The organism is Thermodesulfovibrionales bacterium (genome assembly GCA_035686305.1).
Classification (GTDB): Bacteria; Nitrospirota; Thermodesulfovibrionia; order Thermodesulfovibrionales; family UBA9159; genus DASRZP01.
Map to the genome: position 1 here is coordinate 12,198 of DASRZP010000017.1, position 20,618 is coordinate 32,815.

The window sequence follows — 20,618 nt, forward strand, 5'->3', positions numbered from 1 at the left end:
CACACTTCTCATCATATAAGGGGGTTTGTATGACTCATTTTGATGTGAACAAGGTTCGTAACGCGGCCATTATTGCTCACGGAGGCGCAGGAAAGACCTCGCTGACGGAGGCGTTGCTCTTTGCATCAGGAGCAGTCGACAGGCTGGGCTCAGTGGATAGCGGCACATCCACTACGGATTTTGAGCCCGAGGAGATAGCAAGGAAGATAACCATCTCTTCTGCCCTCGCCTTCTGCAGCTGGAACACTCACAGGATCAATCTTGTCGATACCCCCGGCTTTATCAATTTCCTCGAGGACACGAGAGGCTGTTTGAGGGGAGTGGATGGAGCCGTCATTATTGTCAGCGCTATTTCCGGCGTAAAGGCTGAAACGGAAAAGGTCTGGAAATACGCCTGCGAATTTGAGATCCCGAGAATGATATTCGTGAATAAGATGGACAAGGAGAATGCAAACTTTTCGAGGGCCATAGCCGAGCTCGAAAAATCCTTCGAGACCGAGGCCATCCCTCTGCAAATGCCGATAGGCTCGGGGAATACCTTTTCAGGCATCATCGATCTCGTCGATATGAAGGCGGTAATTTTCACGAACGGAAAACCGTCATCCGCTGAAATCCCTTCCGAACTTCTCCCGGAGGCCGAAGGATACCGGAAGAGACTCATAGAGAAGATCGCAGAATCGGACGATGCCCTTCTCGAACGGTATCTTGAAGGTGGAGAATTGACCAGGGAGGAGATTATCCGAGGGATAAAGGAGGGCTCTCTCACACGGAGGTTCATCCCCGTCACCTGCGGTTCAGCAACGAGAACCATAGGCGCAAAGGAACTCCTCGATGCGATAATCCTCTGTCTCCCTTCACCGGCTGAGATGTCAAGGATCTCCCCGATCAGGGGCAGGAGCGTGAAAGACGGAAAGGAAGCTGAAAGAAAACCCGACGAAAAGGAACCTTTCTCTGCATACGTCTTCAAAACCATTGCCGATCCCTTTGCTGGCAAGCTTTCGATATTCAGGGTGTATTCAGGGCACCTCAAGGCCGACTCATCAGTCTTGAATACCACAACAGGGACGAAGGAGCGCGTGGGCCAGGTCTTCTACCTGCTGGGGAAAAAACAGGTGCCTGCGCAGTCCGTAGGCCCTGGAGAGATCGCCGTCGTTGCAAAACTGAAGGAGACAAACACCGGGGATACGTTGTCGGACGAGTACCATCCTTTCGCGTTTGAGAAGGTGAAATTCTCGGAACCGATCATATCATATGCCATTGCTCCCAAGAGCAAGGGAGACGAAGACAAGGTGAGTTTGGGCATCCACAGGATACTTGAGGAAGACCCGACGCTCCGTTTCCATCGCGACGAGGAGACCAAAGAGATGCTGCTTTCAGGCATGGGGCAGGTCCACCTTGAGGTCACCCTCGAAAGACTCAAGAGGAAATTCGGGGTGGAGGTCGTGATGAAGACCCCCAAGATACCCTACCGTGAAACGATCAGGACGTCAGCCAAGGCCCAGGGGAGATATAAGAAACAGTCAGGCGGACGCGGGCAGTACGGAGACTGCTGGATCGAGATAGAGCCTTTGCCAAGGGGCACCGGATATGAGTTTATTGACAAGATCGTCGGCGGAGTGATACCTCAGCAATACCGGCCGGCCGTAGAAAAGGGAATCGTAGAAACCATGAAGGAGGGTATCGTCGCCGGCTACCCGGTGATCGATATGCGGGCAACTCTCTATGACGGCTCCTATCATTCCGTGGATTCTTCCGAAATGGCCTTCAAGATAGCCGGATCCATGGCCCTGAAGAAGGCCTTCATGGATGCGAAGCCGGTGCTTCTTGAACCCGTCATGAAGATTGAAGTCACCGTCCCTGATGAGAGTCTCGGCGCTGTTATCGGCGATCTGAACTCCAAGAGGGGTAAGGTCCAGGGAGTCGAACCCCAGGCAGGAGGGAATCAGAAGATCAACGGCCTTGTTCCCATGTCGGAGATGCTGACATATGCCAATCAGCTCCAGAGCATAACGTCCGGCCGAGGCCTCTATTCCATGGAGTTTTCCCACTATGATGAGATGCCGGGCCATCTTGCCCAAAAGATCATCGCAGAGAGGGAAGCAGCCAAGGAAGAGAAGGCTTGACAGAGCGTTCTCATAGACCTATACTCTTCTTAAGAGTCCCGCGTATATGAATTAAGAAGTCAAGCATTTCAGGATGCGTATCGGGGAATCTCCGAATAATGAGGAGGAAGGCTGTAAGTCTCGCCATTCCCAAGGCTAAGCGATAAGTTCAGAGGAGGGCAACATGAATGTATCTCGCCGAAATTTTCTGAAGGTATCAGGTGGAACTCTCGCACTCAGCACGCTCGGGATTAACCTTGATCCGGTCAGGGCGTATGCCCAGGGGCTCAGGATAAAGGACGCAAAGGAAACGACGACGGTATGTCCCTATTGCTCGGTGGGCTGCGGCATTCTCGTGCACGTAAAGGATGGGAAGGTCATCAATACCGAGGGTGATCCTGAGCACCCGATCAGCGAGGGCACGCTCTGTCCCAAGGGAGGTTCCGTGTATGAGATGGTAAACAATCCCCTGAGACTGACAAAGCCGAAGTACCGGGCAGCCGGTGCGACGGAATGGAAAGAGGTGGAATGGGACTGGGCCCTTGATCAGATCGCACGAAAGATCAAAGATACGAGGGACAGGACGTTTAAGGAAAAGGCCATATCGAAAGTGAAAGAAAAGAGGGGCCAGCTCTCTTTGGACACGGCAGGCCTACCGGTCGAGGTTGAGACCACGGTCGAGAAGGAGTTTATCGTAAACAGGACAGACGGCATTGCCCATGTCGGCAGTGCTGCCCTTGACAACGAGGAATGTTACCTCCTCCAGAAGCTCATGCGTTCCTGGGGTCTTGTCTGGATAGAACATCAGGCCCGAATATGACACTCGCCGACGGTAGCGGCTCTGGGAGAGTCGTTCGGTCGCGGCGCCATGACAAACCACTGGGTTGATCTCAAGAATGCGGACGTAATCCTTGTTATGGGCGGGAACCCCGCCTCAAACCACCCCGTCTCCATGAAGTGGATCTTGAGGGCAAGGGAGAGAGGCGCAAAGCTCATCGTCGTTGATCCCCGTTTCACGCAGACAGCCGCGAAGGCCGACATCTATGCACCGCTCCGTTCCGGTACCGACATCGCCTTCATCAACGGGATGATCAAGTACATTATTGACAACGACCTCATTTTCAGTGACTATGTTGTCAACTATACCAATGCGTCCTTTCTCGTGAACCCTGACTTCAAGATGCCGGGAGAACTCGATGGTGTCTTCTCAGGGTATGATGAGAAGACGGCGAAGTACGACAAGAAGACGTGGTCCTTCCAGATGGACGAGAAGGGGCTCCCGAAAAGGGACATGTCGTTGAAAGACCCCCGTTGCGTCTATCAACTCCTCAGGAAACATGTCTCCCGGTACACTCCCGACGTCGTCTCCAATATTACGGGGACCCCGAAGGAAAAACTCGTAGAGGTGTACAAGACCTACGCTTCGACAGGGAGACCTGACAGGGCCGGAACAGAGTGCTATGCCATGGGATGGACCCAGCATACCGTCGGCGTCCAGAACATCAGGGCTTTCTCGATTGTCCAGCTCCTCCTCGGCAATATGGGCATCGCAGGGGGCGGAATCAATGCACTAAGGGGTGAGTCAAATGTCCAGGGAGGGACGGACTACGGCCTCCTCTTCAATAATCTCACAGGGTACAATCCCACGCCCACAGCCTCACTGGTGGATTTGACTGCGTACATCGAAAAATACACACCGAAGACAAAGGAGCCGAAGAGTGTGAACTGGTGGGGAAACCGGAACAAGTACATCACCAGTTACCTCAAGGCGATCTATGGAGACAAGGCGACCAAGGATAATGATTTCGGCTATGTCTGGCTTCCAAAACTCGACGAGGGCATGCAGGCCTCGTGGCTCCATCTCTTCTGGAACATGGGAATGGGAAAATTTGAAGGGTTCTTCGCGTGGGGCCAGAATCCGGCCTGTTCATCAGCTGCGGCCGCCAAGGTCAGACAGGTTATGGGGAAGCTGAAGTGGATGGTCAACGTGAATCTCTACGACAACGAGACCGCTTCTTTCTGGAGAGGGCCGGACATGAAACCTGAAAATGTCCAGACGGAAGTATTTCTTCTCCCTGCCTGTTCCTCGATAGAGAAGGAAGGCAGCCTGTCCAATTCCAGCCGTCTTGCCCAGTGGAGGTACAAGGCAGTTGACCCAGTCGGCCAATCCATGCCTGATGCGGAAATCATGAATGAACTCTATTACAGGGTAAAGAAACTCTACCAGAAGGAGGGGGGCAAATTTCCGGCGCCGATCCTGAATCTGACGTGGAACTACGGAGAAAAGGACAAGGACGGCAAGATAAAACACCTCAACATCCACGATGTGGCAAAAGAGATCAACGGGTATTATCTTGAGGATGTATACGACAAGAAGGTTGAGCCTCCCAAGTTATTGGGGAAGAAAGGACAGCTCGTCACGAATTTCGTCAGCCTCCAGGCTGATGGAACGACGTCTTCCGGAAACTGGCTCTACTGCGGCAGCTACACCCAGAAGGACGACAAGATCATCAACATGATGGCCAGGAGAGGAAAGGAGGATCCGACGGGTCTCGGCCTCTATCCGAACTGGGCATGGGCATGGCCCCTCAACAGAAGAATAATTTACAACAGGGCATCCGTTGATCTCAAGGGTAATCCATGGGACCCCAAACGCGCAGTGATAAAATGGAACCCGACAAAGGAAAACCCCGCGACCGGAAAGCCGGGTATATGGGAGGGGGACGTACCGGATGGTCCTGCGCCTCCATTGTCTGATGAGAAGGGAGGCAAACTGCCCTTCATCATGAAGCCCGACGGAGTGGCTTCTATTTTTGGACCGGGGCTTGCCGATGGGCCCTTCCCTGAGCACTATGAGCCGCTGGAATGCCCTGTCCAGGAAAACCTCATGTCAAAGAAGCAGAGAATAAATCCGACGGTTTCGAAGATCATGCAGGATATCTCTCATTTCTCATGCGATATTCGCTATCCGTACGTTGCGACGACCTACAGGGTCACGGAGCACTGGCAGACAGGCGTTATGACACGACATACACCGTGGTTGCTTGAAATGCAGCCCCAGATGTTTGTCGAGATGAGCAAGGAGCTCGCTGCGGAAAAGGGCATTAAGAACGGCGATAAGGTGAAGGTCTCCTCGGGCCGCGGCATGTTGACAGCAGTGGCCGTGGTGACCGACAGGTTAAAACCGTTTAAGGTGATGAATCAGACGGTCCATCAGATCGGTATGCCATGGCATTTTGGGTGGCAATACCCTGAGGACGGAAGCGGCGGCGACAGCGCGAACATCCTCACGCCGTTTATTGGAGACCCGAATACCTCGATACCGGAATCAAAGGCCTTTATGGCCAATGTCGAGAAGGCATAGGGGGTGCTATCATGGCGAGAATGGGAATACTCGTTTCTCCGGAATTGTGCATAGGGTGCAGGGCCTGTCAGGTTGCCTGCAAGTCGTGGAACCAGCTTCCCGGGGACAAGACCATCAACAGGGGAGGCTTCGAAAATCCACCCGATCTCACTCCCCATCTCTATAACAGGATCCACTATCTTGAGGTGCCCTCCGAAAAAGACGCAACGCGGTGGCTTTTTCTGAACCAGCGCTGCATGCACTGTGATGACGCAGGCTGCATGAAGATCTGTCCTGCCCCCGGAGCACTGTACAGGACAAAGGAAGGCGCTGTCGGGACCAATAAAGACAAATGCATCGGATGCAAACTCTGTGCGGTCGGATGTCCCTTTAACGTTCCACGTTACGATGAGAAAGACAAGATTTCGAAATGCCATCTCTGCTTCGACAGGATCGCAAACGGACTTCAGCCTGCATGCACAAAGACCTGTCCTACGGGTGCTCTGAAATACGGAGACAGGGACGGGCTCATCGCTGCAGCCGGGAAAGTGGGCTATGGAAAGCTCTACGGACAGTCTGACCTCGGCGGACTCGGGGCTCTCTATGCATTCAAGGATGCACCGAAACTCTATGGCATGAATGAAAAACCCGCGATACCAGAGACCGTCGTCTTCTGGCATAAAGTGCTCAAACCCCTGTCATTTATAGGACTGGGAGGCGTCGTGGCTGCATCGCTGGTGCACTATGTTGCCTTTGGCCCCCATAAGATAAAAGAAGAAGAGGAGGTGAGGAAAGATGGATAAGATGGTAAAGAAATATAACGCATTCGCGATTCTGGACCACTGGGTTCTGGCCCTGAGTTGCATCGTCCTTGCTGTTCAGGGATTTGGTTTTCTTTTCCATATCGAGTCTGTCGGTTCCTTTTTCGGCGGGTTTGAGTCCATGAGGATGTGGCATAATTACTTGGGTATCGCCTTCTCGGTCTCCCTCCTCTGCTCACTCTTCTTATTCCTGAAAGAGTCCCTCACCTTTGACGCTGACGACATCGGATGGATCAAGGTACTTGGAGGCTATCTCTCCCATAAAGTAACGGTACCGCCCATGGGGAAGGTTAATACCGGTCAGAAGTTCTATTTCCTTGGCCTGGTCGTTTTTAGTGCCGGTATTGTTGGATCCGGTTTGGTCCTCTGGCTTATGGCTGACAACAAGATATACGTAATGTATTCTCATCTAATCCACAATATTAGCTTTGTCATGTTGATGATTTTGGTCCCCGCCCATATGTATCTGGGCTCCCTCGCTAACCCCGGGACATTCAGGCTCATGATCTATGGAACGGCTCCCTATTGGTGGGCGAAGAAGGTATCTCCAAAGTGGATATCTGAAGTGGAGAAAGAACATAAAGCTTGAGCTTATTTGCTCCTCTGCATATGGAAAAGGCTCTTGAGTAATTTCTAAGGATCCCCCGTGTCACACGAAACCGGAGTGACACGGGGGATCATCACCCCGAAAAGGAAATAGCTATGAGAAAGCTGTTCATCTTTGCAATCCTGTTCTTCACAGCATCCATCTCTTTTGCCGAGGATAAGCGGTATGACGTTCCTATCGGGGATTCGCCGGTCCTGGGGCCTGCTGATGCGCCAGTCACGATCATCGAGTTTCTCGATTTCCAATGACCCCACTGTGTTGCGGCCGGTCCGACCGTGAAGAAGATACTGTCTGTGTATAAGGGAAAGATCCGCCTTGTGATCAAGAACTATCCGTACAAATACCGCGACTTTTCTCATATCGCTGCCGAGGCCTCTCTCGCAGCCGGAGACCAGAACAAATACTGGGAGATGCACGACCTCCTCCTTAAGAAGTCTCCTCGACTGGATCGCGCAAGTCTGATCCAGTATGCGAAGGAGCTAGGTCTCGACATCAATAGGTTTACCGAAGCCCTCGATACCGTGAAACATTCAGCGCTCATTGAGAGGGACAAGAAGCTTGCTGTCGATCTCGACCTTTACAACACTCCGACCTTCTTCATCAATGGTAGGAAGGTGGTAGGGAACAGACCTTACGAATATATCAAGAACATTGTCGACGAGGAGCTCAAGAATGCTAAGAAATAGATTCCTCTCTTTCGGGTCTTTCCTTCTCTCTTGCGTCCTCTTCCTCTCCTCTTTCTCAGGTCCTGCATGGGCCGGTCACCTTGAGCCATTCACGTCTGTTCCGGTACCCGAGATAAACCGCCAGACTCCCGAAAAGATCGAACTCGGGAAGACGCTCTTTTTTGACAGGCGTCTTTCCGGCGATGGCACGATGAGCTGTGTGACCTGTCACGATCCGGAGCAGGCATTTTCCGACGGCCTTGATATTTCCCTGAGTTACCCTACGACGAAGAATTGGCGAAACTCCCCGACACTGATCAATGTGGCTTTCCAGAAATACCTCTTCCATGACGGGAGGGCGGAGACTCTGGAAGAGCAGGCGCTATTTCCGATGATGTCCTCATTCGAGATGAATCTGAATCTCGATTATCTTGAGGAAAAGATACGAGTCGTTCCCGAGTATAATAAAGCGTTTATGGATGTCTTTGGCGGTGATGTGACAAGGGAAAGAATTGCCATGGCCATCGCTGCCTTCGAGCGGACTTTGATTTCTGTCCATGCGCCTCTGGACAACTATCTGAAAGGGGATAAGGATGCGCTGTCACCTGATGCGAAAAAAGGGTTCGAGATATTCACAGGGAAAGGGAAATGCTCTGAATGCCATTACGGCGTCAATCTCGCTGACGACAAATTCTATGCACTCCACGTTCCTGAAAATGCCGCATATCAAAATGATCCAAGGGTCATCGCGACGAGAAGATTCGTTGCCAAGATCTATCATTATGAAGGCTATAAAAATCTGAATGAGGACCCTGGAAGATACTTGATCACAAAAGATAAGAAAGACTGGAAGGCCTTCAAGACGCCGACGTTGAGAGAGATTGCGAGAACGGCACCTTACATGCATAACGGTATCTTCAAGACCATCGATGAGGTGATAGAATTCTTTGACAGAGGCGGCGGTCCGGGCAACAAGAGTTTAAAGCCCCTGGGGCTGAGCAGTGATGAGAAGAGGTCCCTGCGGACGTTCCTGATGGAAGCCCTGAGCGGGGAACCGATCGTCATCAGGTATCCTGAGATCCCCTGAGTTCCCGATGGATATCGAAGGAATCGCTATCGAAAAACCCCATCTGAAGGATATTCTCAGGCTCTATGAGAAGGCGACAGCCTTTGTTTCAAGGGTATCTGCCCTTGCCAGGGGAATTCCCTTTGACGATGTGGCTTATCCCTCTCTCCTGATTGATCCGATTTTTGAAACCTTCCTATCGGTTTTTGACTTGGCAGAGGAAACCCTTTTCCCCCTGAAGGAGGCATTGAAGTCCGGGCAGATCGACTTCACGAGGCTTCCGAGGAATGAACTGGCTGTCTCTTCTCTACCCTATCACGAAGACGAGCTTGGAGTGGTTCTCTATCTCCTGGGTAAACCTTACTTCAGCCGCTTGAGGGAATTGCACAACCTTGATAATGTTTTTTGGGAGAAGGGACGGTGTCCGCTCTGTAGAGCAAAAGCGTCCTTTGCAGCAATTGATCACGAGGGCAAGAGAGACCTTTGTTGCTCATACTGTCTTACGATAGGGACCTACCGGCGGATAGGCTGCCCTCTCTGCTCCACCGATGACAGCTCACTGATAAAGATCTTTACCGCTGAAGAAGAGAATGGGTTCAGGATCGACGCTTGTGACCGGTGTGGTTCCTATGTGAAGACCGTAAATCAGGCAATCCTGGATAACGACAGTCTCACTCCCGAGCTTGCGGACCTCGTAAGCCTGCCCTTGGACATCATAGCCCAGGGGAAAGGCTACCATCGACTTGCCCGGAACCCCGTCGGTATGCTACGGATGGTGTAGTGTAACTGGACCGAAGCGCACAGCGTAGAGGGCTATACCTACCCTGCCTGATGCGGGCGATGCTCTCCACTATAACCGTGCATCCCTGAGCGCATGCCGGCATTCACACCCTCTTTCTTCAGGGATGATTTTCAGGGTCTCCTTCAGGAGATCCTTGATACGCACCATGGAGGTCTTCATGGTTTCTACGACTTCGGTGACCGTCAGGGGTCTCTCCGATATTCCTGCTGCGTAGTTCGTGATGACCGCGATCCCTGCAAAGCAGACTTCCAGCTCCCTTGCAAGGCATGCCTCCGGCATGGCGGTCATCCCTACCATATCTCCCCCCATCCTTTGGAATGACGATATCTCTGCCTTTGTCTCGAGCCTTGGCCCATTGGTGCAGACGTACGTTCCTGTTTCTTTGAGATCGAGACCAACAGTCTTCCCCGCTTTCGTGAGGAGACCCCTTAATTCCGGGCAAAAGGGAAAGGTGAAATCGACGTGGACCACCTCATCTTCCTCATAGAATGTGCTTTGCCTCCCCTCGGTCATGTCAATAATTTGATCGGGAATCATGATATCGCCGGGCGCCGCATCCCTGTTTATTCCGCCGACAGCGTTGACCGCAACGATCCTCTCGGCCCCCATCTCCCTGAAGCCCCACATATTTGCACGATAATTTATCCGGTGAGGAGCAATGCGGTGAGGACTTCCATGCCTCGAAAGAAACGCAAATTCGATACCGTGGAATTCGCATATCTTGAAATCATCGGAACATTCTCCAAAGGGCGTCGTCACTCTTTTCATCTCTTTGACTTCGACGCCTTCGATCCCATAGAGTCCGCTTCCGCCAATAATTCCGATCTTCGGCATAAATCCTCCCTACGAATAACGTGGCAACATGAAGGGCAGAGGGATATTGATCTTTGTGTTATCCTGCCCCTCGCTCTACGCCCCAGCTCTTTATCCATGCTATAATACAACGTTTCGAGAAGTCCAGCATCGAGAGTATGCCCATTATGGTAGACCCTGCACTATTATCTGATGTTTTGAAGAAGGTTCTGATCCACGGAGGTGAATATGCGGACATTTTCGTGGAGCAGAAGAGGCTGACGTCTCTTCACCTTGAGGACGGCAGAATCGAAAAGGTTTTTTCAGGGATTGACTGCGGCGTCGGAATAAGACTGATTTCCAGAGGCAGGACAGCATACGGGTTCAGCAACGATTTCTCGAGGATCGCCCTTGTTGACCTTGCCGCTGCGCTGAGCAAGACCTTTTCATTAGGAACAGCAACGAATATCCATCTCGATCTGAAAAGGGAAAGACCGAAGATCGATTTTGCCATAGCGATGCTCCCTGACAATGTCCCGACAGAAAAAAAGATTCAACTCGTGAAGTCCGCCGACCGTACCGCCCGTTCCTTCGACAACCGCATTAAACAGGTGACGGTAACGTACCGTGACTCAGCCCAGAGCGTCCAGATAGCAACCTCCGACAATGTCATAGCTGAAGACGAGCGTATTCACACGGTTTCGGCAGTTCATGTTATCACAACGGACGGCAGATTAGTTCAGACAGGATATGAAGCCGAGGGTGGGAGCGTGGGATTCGAGCTGTTTGACTCTGTATCTCTGGATGCTCTGTCCCTCAGGGCTGCAAGAAGAGCCATTCTTATGCTGACGTCCCGGAAGGCGCCGGGCGGGAGGATGCCGATCGTCATATCCTCGGAGGCAGGCGGGACCATGATTCATGAAGCCATCGGTCATGGTCTCGAGGCGGACCTGGCGCAGCAGGGGTTATCTGTCTACTCTCACAAGATGGGAAGTGAGGTGGCATCAAAGCTAGTAACCGTTCTGGACGATTCAACGCTGCCGGGAAAGAGAGGCTCATTTCGCTTTGATGATGAAGGGATTCCATCCGGCAGGACAACCCTTGTCGACAGAGGTGTCCTTGTCGGCTACCTCTTTGACAGGTTGACCGCCATGCGTGATGGCGTCAGACCTACCGGCAACGGCCGCAGGGAATCCTATCATCACCGCCCCATACCGCGGATGACGAACACGTTTATTGCGCCGGGAGACTCCTCTCCGGATGAGGTCACAGGATCGACTCAAAGGGGCCTTTTTGTCAGGAAGATGGGGGGCGGACAGGTCAACACGGTAACAGGCGACTTTGTTTTCGCTGTCCAGGAAGGCTATCTTATCGAAAACGGGCAGATCGGGGACGCGGTGCGTGGAGCGACCCTTACAGGAAACGGCCCGGATGTCCTCAGATCCATCGATATGGTGGCATCAGACCTTGGCTTCTCGATCGGCACATGCGGGAAGGACTCACAGGGAGTGCCCGTCTCAGATGCAATGCCGACTCTCAGGGTGGCTGAGATGGTAGTTGGTGGGGCAGTTGACCTGTAGCAATAAAGACACACTTGCAGATATTTCTCCACCATATTAGGAGAGAGAACGACCGGGATCTCTCCATCTCGCGCCATGGGGCGATCTTGGCGACGGGAGAAATAAGTTCTTTATTTATAATGATATTATTCATTGAGCATTTTTGCGGATCCTTCTTTCACGAGTCAAGAGGGGCGTGATCGGTGACCTGAAAAGAGATAATTTTCTCTGGCATCAACCTTGCTTTCTTACGAAAAACATGCGCTTGCAAAGAACCCTCAAACAGGAAATTACGTTCAGCGGAATCGGTCTGCACACCGGAAGGCTGTCATCGGTGACGGTCAGACCGGCACCCCGCGATACAGGTATCATCTTTCACCGGACCGATAGACCAATGGTCATACGTGCCCATATCGGAGCGGTGACTGACACGGCTTTTGCGACAACCCTCGGGAACGGAACCGTCAAGATCAGGACCGTTGAACATATCCTTGCCGTACTCGTCGGACTGGGGCTGGATAACGTCATTATAGAAGCTGACGGGCCAGAGATACCGATCCTTGACGGGAGTTCAACAGAACTCGTAAGCATACTTCTGAAGGCCGGCATAGCAAAACAGGGAAAGAAAAGACCGTACATGAGGATCACCAAGCCCATCAGCATGAGTGAGAGTCATTCCGAGGTTGCCATCTTCCCTTACGACGGGAGAAAGATAACGTACCGGATCCATTTCAATCACCATCTGCTTGGTGAGCAAAATATAAGCCTTGATCTCAATGAAGAGACCTTTATCAAGGAGATAGCTCCGGCACGGACCTTCGGGTTTCTCAAGGACGTCGAATACATGATGGCACAGGGCCTCGCAAAAGGTGGCTCCCTGAATAATGCCATTATTCTGACTGACAAAGGCGTAATAAACTCGTCAGGGTTGAGGTTTAAAGATGAATTTGTGAGGCACAAGGTCCTCGATTTAATCGGTGATTTTTCCCTCATCGGATTCCCCATTTACGGCCATATCGTGGCAAACAAGTCAGGCCATTCGAACAACCTCAAATTTATGAAGAAACTGCTCACATGCCCTGAATGCTGGGAGATCGTCTCGGAGCCTGTCGTGTCCGAAACCGAGTATCCTCAGGCCCTCTCCTACCTATAAAAAACGTTTTTAATCCCAAGGGTTACAAAATTAGCTTGAATTTTTCATCAAAATAGAGTTTCATATCTACTGAAGACCGCAAACAAAAAAAAGGGCTGGAGAATTTCTTCTCCAGCCAAGAGTTCCCCACAACGTAACTTATTTTTTCTTTGCGGTCTTCTTCGCTGCCGGCTTCTTCGCTGCCGGTTTTTTTGCTGCTGCCTTCTTTGTTGCCATTCAGTTCACCCCCTTTCTGTCCCCGGACATCCGGGGAGTTCTTAGGATATAAGCTATACCCTTCCGATAAGGGAAATCCGTTTCCCCGAAAGGAGCCGCTTTATCCCTGCGTCTCTCTTCTTTCTCTTCGTCTTATACTCCGTCTCATCTATTAATGTGCAGTTTATTTTATGTCCAAACTTTTTTTCCAGGTCCTTGAGGCCTTTGAGTACCGTTGGCGTAGCACCGATGACCACCAAATCGACGCTGTTGACGACCTCGCCTTCTGCATAGGGACCATGAATAAAAGCGGCCTTTGCACCTGCAGCCCTGAGGAGAGCCTTTATGGCTCCCGGCAGTCCGAGTGACTTGGCGATGAGATTCTTGAGTTCCGAGTAGAGGGGTGAATCTTTGTCGGCTTGAAAATACTTGAGGTTGGCAACTTTTTCGCTGTTGACGATGCCCATCTTTTCGAGGTTGTCGAGTTCCCGCTTGACGCCGGAGGGGTTCTTTCTAAGGAGCTTTGCTATTTCACGGACGTAGAACTGTTCGTCGGGACTGTTGAGGAGCAGGGAGAGGACATCTGCTCGTATTGATGACGAAAATAGACTTTTTAACATTCTCACTCCTTACCATACGTTATACGAAAAATTTCTGTTTGTCAACAAAAAAATAACAATTATGAACAAAAAGTGCATTTTTGTGAACGATGCTAAAAAAGGAACGACTGTTCCAGAATTGGAACTCTTTCCTTCGTTACCGACTCATGAACGGCATTCCCTCGTCCACGGTGAAGCTCTCCCGCGCCTCTGTTCCGTGTGAACGCGTCGTTAACCATTGCGCCCGAAGCGGTGTCATCGTTCATTGAAGGGCCCACGCACGATAGGGTATAATGGGTGTGCAGGAGTGCAGGAGAAGCATGCCACATGAAACTCATACTCTTTGACATAGACGGAACCCTCCTCGACTCAGGAGGAGCAGGGACACGGTCATTGAATCTCGCCTTCGAAGAAATCTTCGCCATCCGCGAGGCATTCAAAGGGATCAGTATGGCAGGCAAGACCGACATCCAGATACTCAAGGAAGGGCTTGCCAAACACGGCATGAATTCAGCGAACGGGAACATCGGGCTCCTCTGCGACAGCTATGTCAGACACCTCAGGATTCAGATGGTGAACTCCGGCAGGCACGTAAAGCCCGGGATCGCCGAGGCGCTCGATGCCTTCAGCACGATGGACGTTCAGCTCGGCCTCCTCACCGGCAATATTGAACGGGGCGCACGGATCAAGCTTGAGCCCTTCGGCCTCAACAGTTACTTCCCCCTGGGCGCCTTCGGCGATGACGACGAAGACCGGAACAGACTCCTGCCCATTGCGGCCGAGAGGTTTGGAAAGTTCTCCGGGAAAAGGATTGCATACGGCGATTGTGTTGTCATCGGCGATACGCCCCGGGATGTGGAGTGCGCAAAGATTCACGGGGCTCGCTCAGTCGCCGTCGCAACGGGACCATACACGTATGAGGAACTCGCTGAGACCGGCGCCCATATGGTCTTGCGCACGATGGCAGAAATGGACTATTCGTCTCTCTCCTGACCCATCAGAGTATTTTTGCCGCCGGACGGAGCAGGGAATGCCATGGGCAGCCCAAGAGTCCCTTCCTACTTCACAGTCGCTGTCCCCAGCATCCCCTCACAGCTTCTCTTAAAGTCACGGAAGGTCCCCTTGCTGATCGCTTCCCTCATCCTCTCAAAAAACTTCAGGTAGAAGTAAAGGTTGTGCATGGTATTGAGCCGCATCGAGAGGATCTCTCTCGTAAGAAAGAGATGCCTCAGGTAAGCCCTCGTATAGTTCCTGCAGGTATAGCAGTCGCATTCCGGATCGAGGGGTCTTTCATCCATCCGATATTCCGTCCGCTTGATACTCATTCTTCCCGTGCTGGTAAAGAGCGTCCCGTTCCGTGCGTTCCTTGTCGGCATCACACAGTCGAACATATCGAAGCCTGATTCCACAGCTACGAGGACATCTTCAAGGTCTCCGATGCCCATCAAATAGCGCGGACACTCCCGGGGAAGGAGCGGGCCGATATACGCCACCATCTCATGCATAATCTCCTTTGGTTCTCCCACGCTCAGTCCTCCAACGGCATACCCGTCGAAACCTATCGCCCTCAGTTCCTCGACGCTCTGCTTCCGGAGTTCTCTGAACATTGATCCCTGGACGATTCCGAACAGAGCCTGTCCGCTCTTCCGGAGTTCCTTGCATCTTCTTGCCCATGCCGTGGTAAGCTTCAGAGAGGTGAGGGCATATTCATAGGTGGCCGGATATGGTGTACACTCGTCAAAGGCCATGGCGATGTCCGAGCCTAAAGCCCCCTGGATCTCCATGGCCTCAGCCGGGCCAATACAATGGAGAGAACCGTCGACGTGGGATCGGAAGAGCACCCCCTTCTCCTCGATCGTTCTGAGAGCTGAAAGACTGTAGACCTGGAACCCTCCGCTGTCAGTGAGGATCGGCCTGTCCCAGTTCATAAACCTGTGAAGCCCCCCAATGAACCTGATCACCTCGTGCCCGGGCCTCAGATAGAGGTGATAGGTGTTGCCGAGGATGATCTCAGCGCCTATGTCCTTCATCTCATCGGGAGACATCCCCTTGATGGTAGCGTTTGTACCCACCGGCATGAATGCCGGCGTATGGACACTGCCCCTTCGGAGTTCGAGGATGCCCGTACGGGCGAAGCCTTCTTCCCTGAGGATCCCGAAATTCATGACATTATCATAATACCACACAACCGAAATCCGTTTGAAATTAAGCCCCTAGGAATGCTATGATAATCAATCCTTTCTTTGGGTATAGCGTTTATGACTGAAGTCATCCCATTCACAGGAATCCTGTATAATGCATCGAGGGTGTCAGGAGACGATGTGGTTGCACCGCCCTATGACATCATCACCCCCGAACTGCGCGAGCTCCTTTACCAAAAGAGCCCCTATAATATCGTCAGAATAGACGCCGGCGCTGAAGCAAGCGGAGATCACGAAGGTGAGAACAAATACCTGAGGGCGGCATCTTTTCTCAAGGAGTGGCTGAGCGAGGGCATCTTGGTAAGATCGGAGAGACCCTGTTTCTATGCCTATGAAATGTCCTATCAGGCACCTGAGGGACTGAGGAGGACCTGCGGTCTCTTCGGTCTCGTGAGACTCGAAGAACTCGGCAAGGGTGTCTATCCCCATGAAGAGACGCATTCGAAACCCAAGATCGACCGCTTCAATCTCATGGCTGCCTGTGAAGCAAACACGAGCCCCATCTTTTCGCTTTACAACAGTCCCGCCAGAATGGCGTCAGGTGTAATCGAACGTGTTGCGAGAAGGGAACCTTACCTGCATGCCTTGGATATCCAAGGCGCCTCCCATAGGCTCTGGATTATTGATAACGGTGAAGACATAGGGATCATCCGATCCGACCTCGCCGGCAAGTCCATTGTTATTGCTGACGGTCACCACAGGTATGAGACTGCACTGGAATATCAGCGGTTGAAGGGGAGGACAGCGTCCTCTGAACCCCGCGATTACGTCCTTATGTTTCTGGCAAACATAGCAGACGGCGGATTGACCATACTTCCAACCCACAGAATCGTGCGATATAATGAAGACAACGCCCTCGAAATACTCTCAAGACGTTTCGAGATAGAGAGCGTACCTGCAGACGATGATATCACGGTGCTCATAGGGGGCCGAACGCAGGTCTTTGGCTTTTGCCGGAAGGGAGACTCGAGCCAGTACCTTCTGAGGTACACGGGCGGGGAGTTGAAAGGCATTCCGCCTGCCTTAAAGGGGCTGGACGTTACCATACTCCATGAGCTGATCCTGAAAGAGCTTCTGACAGTTTCTGCCATCCTTTATGAGATGGATGCTTCAGAGGCCAGGAGAAGAGTCAGAAGCGGTGACTATGACGCCGTCTTCTTTGTGAACCCGACACGGGTGGAGGATGTGGAGAGGGTGGCCCTTTCCGTTACAAGGATGCCTCCCAAGTCAACGTATTTCTATCCCAAGGTGATGACCGGTTTTGTTATCAACAGTTTAACAAACTCGATATAAGGAGGTCGGCATGGCTGTCAGAGTGGCTATCAACGGTTTTGGAAGGATCGGCAGGAATTTTCTGAGGGCGAGTAAGGGGATCAAGGAATTTGAGATTATTGCGATCAATGACCTCACCGATGCCCCCACATTGGCACATCTCCTCAAGTACGATTCCGTGCACGGCATATTCGGTGCGGACGTAAAGGCAGCGGGCAGCAACATTTTTGTGGACGGGAAAGAGATCAAGGTATCTGCTGAAAGGTCTCCCGACAACCTTCCCTGGAAAGCCCTCGGAGTCGATGTCGTCATCGAATCGACAGGACTCTTTACCGACAGGGAAAAGGCTTCAAAACATATCGATGCAGGGGCGAAATGGGTACTCATATCTGCCCCTGCAAAAGAACCCGACATAACCGTCTGCCTCGGGGTCAATGAAGAGATGCTTGACCCCTCAAGACACAGGATCATCTCAAACGCGTCCTGCACAACAAACTGTCTCGCCCCCGTTGCAAAGGTCCTCCATAAAGAATTCGGCATCGTCCGCGGCCTGATGACAACGGTCCACTCCTATACGAATGATCAGAGGATCCTTGACCTCCCCCATAAAGACCTGAGGAGGGCCCGCGCTGCCGCCCTTTCGATGATCCCTTCGACGACAGGTGCGGCAAAGGCGATCGGCCTCGTTCTTCCCGACCTGAAAGGCAAGCTTGACGGTTTTGCGATCAGGGTCACAACACCGAACGTCTCTGTCGTTGATCTCGTGGCAGAGCTGAAAAAAGAGGTGACAGCCGATGAGGTGAACGGGGCGATGAAGAAATGGGCTGACGGAACCATGAAGGGTATTCTCCAGTATATGGATGTCCCCCTGGTCTCTGTTGACTTCAACGGGAACCCCCATTCCTCTATCTTCGATTCGACCCTGACAAAGGTTATGGAAGGCCGGCTGGTAAAGATCATCTCCTGGTACGACAATGAATGGGGGTACAGCAGCCGTCTCAGGGACCTCGTCCTCTATCTCACAAAGTGAGGTGATTCATGGTCAGGAAAAACGGAAATCCAGTACCGTCTTCTGATATTCTGTCAAAACTCACGATAGAAGACCTTGAGATCAGAGGCAAGAGGGTCTTTATCCGAGCCGACTTCAATGTGCCGATAGATGAGAACCTTAAGATAACGGACGACCGACGGATCCGCTCCACGCTCCCGACAATAAATTATGCCATCGATGAGGGGGCAAAGGTCGTTCTTGCCTCTCACCTGGGGAGGCCGAAGGGAAAGCCTGACCCAAGATTCAGCCTCTCTCCCGTTGCCAAGAGGCTCCAGAGGCTTCTTGACAAGGAAGTCATCTTTGCTGAAGATTGCATCGGACAGAAAGTGGAGAATACCATAGCGAAGATGAAGGACGGTGACGTTCTTGTCCTCGAGAATCTGAGGTTCTATCCCGGTGAAGAGAAGAACGACGAGGAATTTGCAAAATCCCTGGCAAAGCTCGCAGACTGCTACGTCAATGACGCCTTTGGTGCCGCGCACCGGTCCCATGCCTCAACAGCAGGCATCACAAAGTTCCTTCCCTCTGCCGCCGGGTTCCTCCTGAAGAAGGAGATCGAGTATCTCAAGGGTGTTGTGATAAATCCGATCAGGCCCTTTGTCTCGATCCTCGGCGGCGCCAAGGTTTCGGGGAAGATCGGCGTTCTCGAGAACCTCGTCGACAAGGTGGATAAGGTCATTGTCGGAGGCGGCATGGCTTTCACCTTTATTAAGGCTATGGGATATGAGATCGGCGATTCCCTCGTTGAGGCCGAGATGCTCGGTTTTGCGAACAATCTCCGTGAGAAACTCATAAAGAACAACGTCAGATTCTATCTCCCCGTAGACTGTGTTGTTGCCCAGAGCATGGAGCCCGGAGCAGAGACGAAGATCGTAACGACCCAGGAGATACCGAAGGGTTGGCGGGCACTCGACATCGGCCCTGCTTCGGTGCGGCTCTTCTCTGAGGCGATCCAGGATGCCAAGACCATCATCTGGAACGGCCCTATGGGAGTCTTTGAGATCGACGCCTTCTCCAGAGGAACCTATGCCGTCGCACATTCTGTCGCAGACGCCTATGCCCTGACGATTGTCGGCGGCGGAGATACCGACCTTGCAGTACACAGGGCCGGCGTCTCTGATTCCATTTCCTTTATATCGACGGGCGGCGGCGCATCCCTTCAACTCCTTGAAGGAAAAGAACTCCCGGGTATCGCTGCGCTCACGGACAAGAAAGACTAACGGCTACGCAACGGACTGCATTTCGCTTTCTGAGCACTTATGAGGCAGTTTAATGTTCTCGTGTGACAGGATCCCCCGTTTCATCTCCACGATCGATGGACTTTTGCTCTCAAAACGTTCGATGAGATAGGCAGCAGCCACCTCCGGCCTGATCACCTCGCCGCAGGTAAAAATGTCAACTGCCGCATAGCCGTATTCCGGCCACGTGTGAATAGAGAGATGGGACTCCGCGATAACGACCATGCCGCTGATTCCGAAGGGACTGAATTCATGGAAGGAGATATCTACAATGGTGGCCTTTGCTTCTCTTGCTGCAGAGACCAGTGCGTCACGGACTTCTTCGAGACTCTTGAGTATTTCAGGATTGCAATCCTTCAATTCAACTAAAAGATGGGCACCTAAAGCATACAATTCTCTACCCCCCTTCGAGGTGAACTTGCGGAGTGAAGCACTCCCTCTTGAACTAAAAACATACCCCAAAAAGGCATCCTTTGTCAAGAGAAAATTTTCGTTGTTGCTATAAGCGGCTCCTTTGTTCACAAATCTGCAACAAAAACCTTCCAATGGGGAAGGAGAATCCGGTGAGACCAAACCTCGCGCGATATTGACTTTGACAGGACCCAAATGATAAGGTAAAAAACACTGTGAGGGGCTGTAGCTCAGTTGGGAGAGCGCTTGAATGGCATTCAAGAGGCCAGGGGTTCGACTCCCCTCAGCTCCACCAAGAAAGACAAAAGGCAGCGATTGGTGCGCTGCCTTTTTTATGCCGTTTCGACGAAAAAAGAAAGCCCCCGCGGAGGGAGCCGACGGGGGTCTTCTTGCTGCTGAGAACTCGTTGCTGAACGGGAGAGAAATCAGGGCACCTGATTCTCAACGAGGCACGCCAGGGTTTCCTTCTTCAGCTCGTCCAAGTACTTCATCCAGTCTTTCCTGTCCGCTGCGGTGGGCTTCGCGCTCCATTTGATCATGTTTTAATCTCCCTCTGGCTGTCTGTCAGTTGGTCATTTTGTTGCCGGCGTTTTCCTCGTCTCCATCCGTTCACGGGCAGGGCCGATCCCTGCCCGCAAACGAATGTCAAGGAGATAGTCAGTGACGTGCTGCAGAAGACGACGGTACTGACTGCTATCTGCGTATCCCTATCGGAAAAGGGCCGGCCCCTTGTCTTCATAA

Annotated in this window: 18 protein-coding genes, 1 tRNA gene and 1 pseudogene; 15 read left to right on the plus strand and 5 right to left on the minus strand. The window is 52.1% G+C overall.

The window, feature by feature from the left end; all coding sequences use genetic code 11:
* Window positions 1–29 precede the first annotated feature (29 nt).
* The 8 genes and pseudogenes from fusA (at window position 30) to VFG09_01700 (ending at window position 9,385) form a co-directional block, all read left to right on the plus strand.
* The gene (gene fusA / locus VFG09_01665; protein HET6513841.1) at window positions 30–2,123 is read left to right on the plus strand and encodes an elongation factor G; all 2,094 of its coding nucleotides are present in this window, start codon (window positions 30–32) and stop codon (window positions 2,121–2,123) included.
* Window positions 2,124–2,286: 163 nt separating this feature from the next.
* Window positions 2,287–5,466, plus strand: a complete 3,180-nt coding sequence (fdnG, locus tag VFG09_01670; GenBank protein ID HET6513842.1) for a formate dehydrogenase-N subunit alpha — start codon at window positions 2,287–2,289, stop codon at window positions 5,464–5,466.
* A gap of 11 nt (window positions 5,467–5,477) precedes the next feature.
* Entirely contained in the window at window positions 5,478–6,248 is a 771-nt protein-coding gene (locus VFG09_01675; GenBank protein HET6513843.1) for a 4Fe-4S dicluster domain-containing protein, read from the plus strand.
* Window positions 6,241–6,855 (plus strand): cytochrome b/b6 domain-containing protein, encoded by a 615-nt coding sequence (locus tag VFG09_01680; GenBank protein ID HET6513844.1) that lies wholly within the window; start codon window positions 6,241–6,243, stop codon window positions 6,853–6,855. Before VFG09_01675 ends, VFG09_01680 begins: the two co-directional genes overlap by 8 nt.
* Before the next feature lie 113 nt (window positions 6,856–6,968).
* The gene (locus tag VFG09_01685) at window positions 6,969–7,121 is read left to right on the plus strand and encodes a hypothetical protein (protein ID HET6513845.1); all 153 of its coding nucleotides are present in this window, start codon (window positions 6,969–6,971) and stop codon (window positions 7,119–7,121) included.
* A 12-nt stretch (window positions 7,122–7,133) separates the two neighbouring features.
* Window positions 7,134–7,559: pseudogene (locus tag VFG09_01690) on the plus strand (thioredoxin domain-containing protein).
* Complete coding sequence (locus tag VFG09_01695) at window positions 7,546–8,625, plus strand: cytochrome c peroxidase (protein HET6513846.1); 1,080 nt, start codon at window positions 7,546–7,548, stop codon at window positions 8,623–8,625. The pseudogene VFG09_01690 and the gene VFG09_01695 overlap by 14 nt, the downstream one beginning before the upstream one ends.
* Before the next feature lie 7 nt (window positions 8,626–8,632).
* Window positions 8,633–9,385: a formate dehydrogenase accessory protein FdhE gene (locus tag VFG09_01700; GenBank protein ID HET6513847.1), complete on the plus strand. Its 753-nt coding sequence runs from the start codon at window positions 8,633–8,635 to the stop codon at window positions 9,383–9,385.
* Between the two features lie 69 nt (window positions 9,386–9,454).
* Here VFG09_01700 and mtnP read toward each other — a convergent pair whose 3' ends face one another.
* Window positions 9,455–10,240 carry an S-methyl-5'-thioadenosine phosphorylase gene (gene mtnP, locus VFG09_01705; GenBank protein ID HET6513848.1) on the minus strand — a complete coding sequence of 262 codons (786 nt, stop codon included), beginning with the start codon at window positions 10,238–10,240 and terminating at the stop codon, window positions 9,455–9,457.
* Window positions 10,241–10,416: 176 nt separating this feature from the next.
* On the opposite strand from mtnP, the gene VFG09_01710 reads away from it, so the two are divergent.
* Both VFG09_01710 and lpxC read left to right on the plus strand, forming a co-directional pair.
* The gene (locus VFG09_01710) at window positions 10,417–11,778 is read left to right on the plus strand and encodes a TldD/PmbA family protein (GenBank protein HET6513849.1); all 1,362 of its coding nucleotides are present in this window, start codon (window positions 10,417–10,419) and stop codon (window positions 11,776–11,778) included.
* Between the two features lie 244 nt (window positions 11,779–12,022).
* The gene (lpxC, locus tag VFG09_01715; GenBank protein HET6513850.1) at window positions 12,023–12,910 is read left to right on the plus strand and encodes a UDP-3-O-acyl-N-acetylglucosamine deacetylase; all 888 of its coding nucleotides are present in this window, start codon (window positions 12,023–12,025) and stop codon (window positions 12,908–12,910) included.
* Between the two features lie 269 nt (window positions 12,911–13,179).
* Here lpxC and VFG09_01720 read toward each other — a convergent pair whose 3' ends face one another.
* On the minus strand, window positions 13,180–13,725 hold the full coding sequence (locus VFG09_01720; protein ID HET6513851.1) for a winged helix-turn-helix domain-containing protein: 546 nt from the start codon (window positions 13,723–13,725) through the stop codon (window positions 13,180–13,182).
* 306 nt (window positions 13,726–14,031) lie between these two features.
* Here VFG09_01720 and VFG09_01725 point away from each other — a divergent pair, with 306 nt between their 5' ends.
* Window positions 14,032–14,697: an HAD family hydrolase gene (locus tag VFG09_01725; GenBank protein ID HET6513852.1), complete on the plus strand. Its 666-nt coding sequence runs from the start codon at window positions 14,032–14,034 to the stop codon at window positions 14,695–14,697.
* Between the two features lie 65 nt (window positions 14,698–14,762).
* On the opposite strand, the gene tgt is transcribed toward VFG09_01725, so the two are convergent.
* Entirely contained in the window at window positions 14,763–15,869 is a 1,107-nt protein-coding gene (gene tgt, locus VFG09_01730; protein ID HET6513853.1) for a tRNA guanosine(34) transglycosylase Tgt, read from the minus strand.
* Window positions 15,870–15,962: 93 nt separating this feature from the next.
* Here tgt and VFG09_01735 point away from each other — a divergent pair, with 93 nt between their 5' ends.
* From VFG09_01735 to VFG09_01745, 3 genes are read left to right on the plus strand one after another with little or no spacing between them, the layout of a single operon-like run.
* A complete protein-coding gene (locus VFG09_01735) occupies window positions 15,963–17,198 on the plus strand; it encodes a DUF1015 domain-containing protein (protein HET6513854.1) in 1,236 nt (411 codons plus the stop codon).
* Window positions 17,199–17,208: 10 nt separating this feature from the next.
* Window positions 17,209–18,207 (plus strand): type I glyceraldehyde-3-phosphate dehydrogenase, encoded by a 999-nt coding sequence (gene gap, locus VFG09_01740; GenBank protein ID HET6513855.1) that lies wholly within the window; start codon window positions 17,209–17,211, stop codon window positions 18,205–18,207.
* Window positions 18,208–18,257: 50 nt separating this feature from the next.
* Window positions 18,258–19,448 (plus strand): phosphoglycerate kinase, encoded by a 1,191-nt coding sequence (locus tag VFG09_01745; GenBank protein HET6513856.1) that lies wholly within the window; start codon window positions 18,258–18,260, stop codon window positions 19,446–19,448.
* A 3-nt stretch (window positions 19,449–19,451) separates the two neighbouring features.
* On the opposite strand, the gene speD is transcribed toward VFG09_01745, so the two are convergent.
* On the minus strand, window positions 19,452–19,859 hold the full coding sequence (speD, locus tag VFG09_01750; protein HET6513857.1) for an adenosylmethionine decarboxylase: 408 nt from the start codon (window positions 19,857–19,859) through the stop codon (window positions 19,452–19,454).
* A 237-nt stretch (window positions 19,860–20,096) separates the two neighbouring features.
* Between speD and VFG09_01755 the strand changes: the two genes are divergently transcribed.
* A tRNA-Ala gene (locus VFG09_01755) sits at window positions 20,097–20,172 on the plus strand.
* A 240-nt stretch (window positions 20,173–20,412) separates the two neighbouring features.
* On the opposite strand, the gene VFG09_01760 is transcribed toward VFG09_01755, so the two are convergent.
* Window positions 20,413–20,618: hypothetical protein (locus VFG09_01760; GenBank protein HET6513858.1), on the minus strand; the 206-nt coding region annotated here is incomplete at its 5' end.

Excerpts from the sequence above, each read along its gene's own strand:
- fusA (HET6513841.1), top strand. The coding sequence starts at position 30 with ATGACTCATTTTGATGTGAACAAGGTTCGTAACGCGGCCATTATTGCT.
- VFG09_01675 (HET6513843.1), top strand. The coding sequence starts at position 5,478 with ATGGCGAGAATGGGAATACTCGTTTCTCCGGAATTGTGCATAGGGTGC.
- VFG09_01680 (HET6513844.1), top strand. The coding sequence starts at position 6,241 with ATGGATAAGATGGTAAAGAAATATAACGCATTCGCGATTCTGGACCAC.
- VFG09_01685 (HET6513845.1), top strand. The coding sequence starts at position 6,969 with ATGAGAAAGCTGTTCATCTTTGCAATCCTGTTCTTCACAGCATCCATC.
- VFG09_01695 (HET6513846.1), top strand. The coding sequence starts at position 7,546 with ATGCTAAGAAATAGATTCCTCTCTTTCGGGTCTTTCCTTCTCTCTTGC.
- VFG09_01700 (HET6513847.1), top strand. The coding sequence starts at position 8,633 with ATGGATATCGAAGGAATCGCTATCGAAAAACCCCATCTGAAGGATATT.
- mtnP (HET6513848.1), bottom strand. The coding sequence starts at position 10,240 with ATGCCGAAGATCGGAATTATTGGCGGAAGCGGACTCTATGGGATCGAA.
- VFG09_01720 (HET6513851.1), bottom strand. The coding sequence starts at position 13,725 with ATGTTAAAAAGTCTATTTTCGTCATCAATACGAGCAGATGTCCTCTCC.
- VFG09_01725 (HET6513852.1), top strand. The coding sequence starts at position 14,032 with ATGAAACTCATACTCTTTGACATAGACGGAACCCTCCTCGACTCAGGA.
- tgt (HET6513853.1), bottom strand. The coding sequence starts at position 15,869 with ATGAATTTCGGGATCCTCAGGGAAGAAGGCTTCGCCCGTACGGGCATC.
- VFG09_01735 (HET6513854.1), top strand. The coding sequence starts at position 15,963 with ATGACTGAAGTCATCCCATTCACAGGAATCCTGTATAATGCATCGAGG.
- gap (HET6513855.1), top strand. The coding sequence starts at position 17,209 with ATGGCTGTCAGAGTGGCTATCAACGGTTTTGGAAGGATCGGCAGGAAT.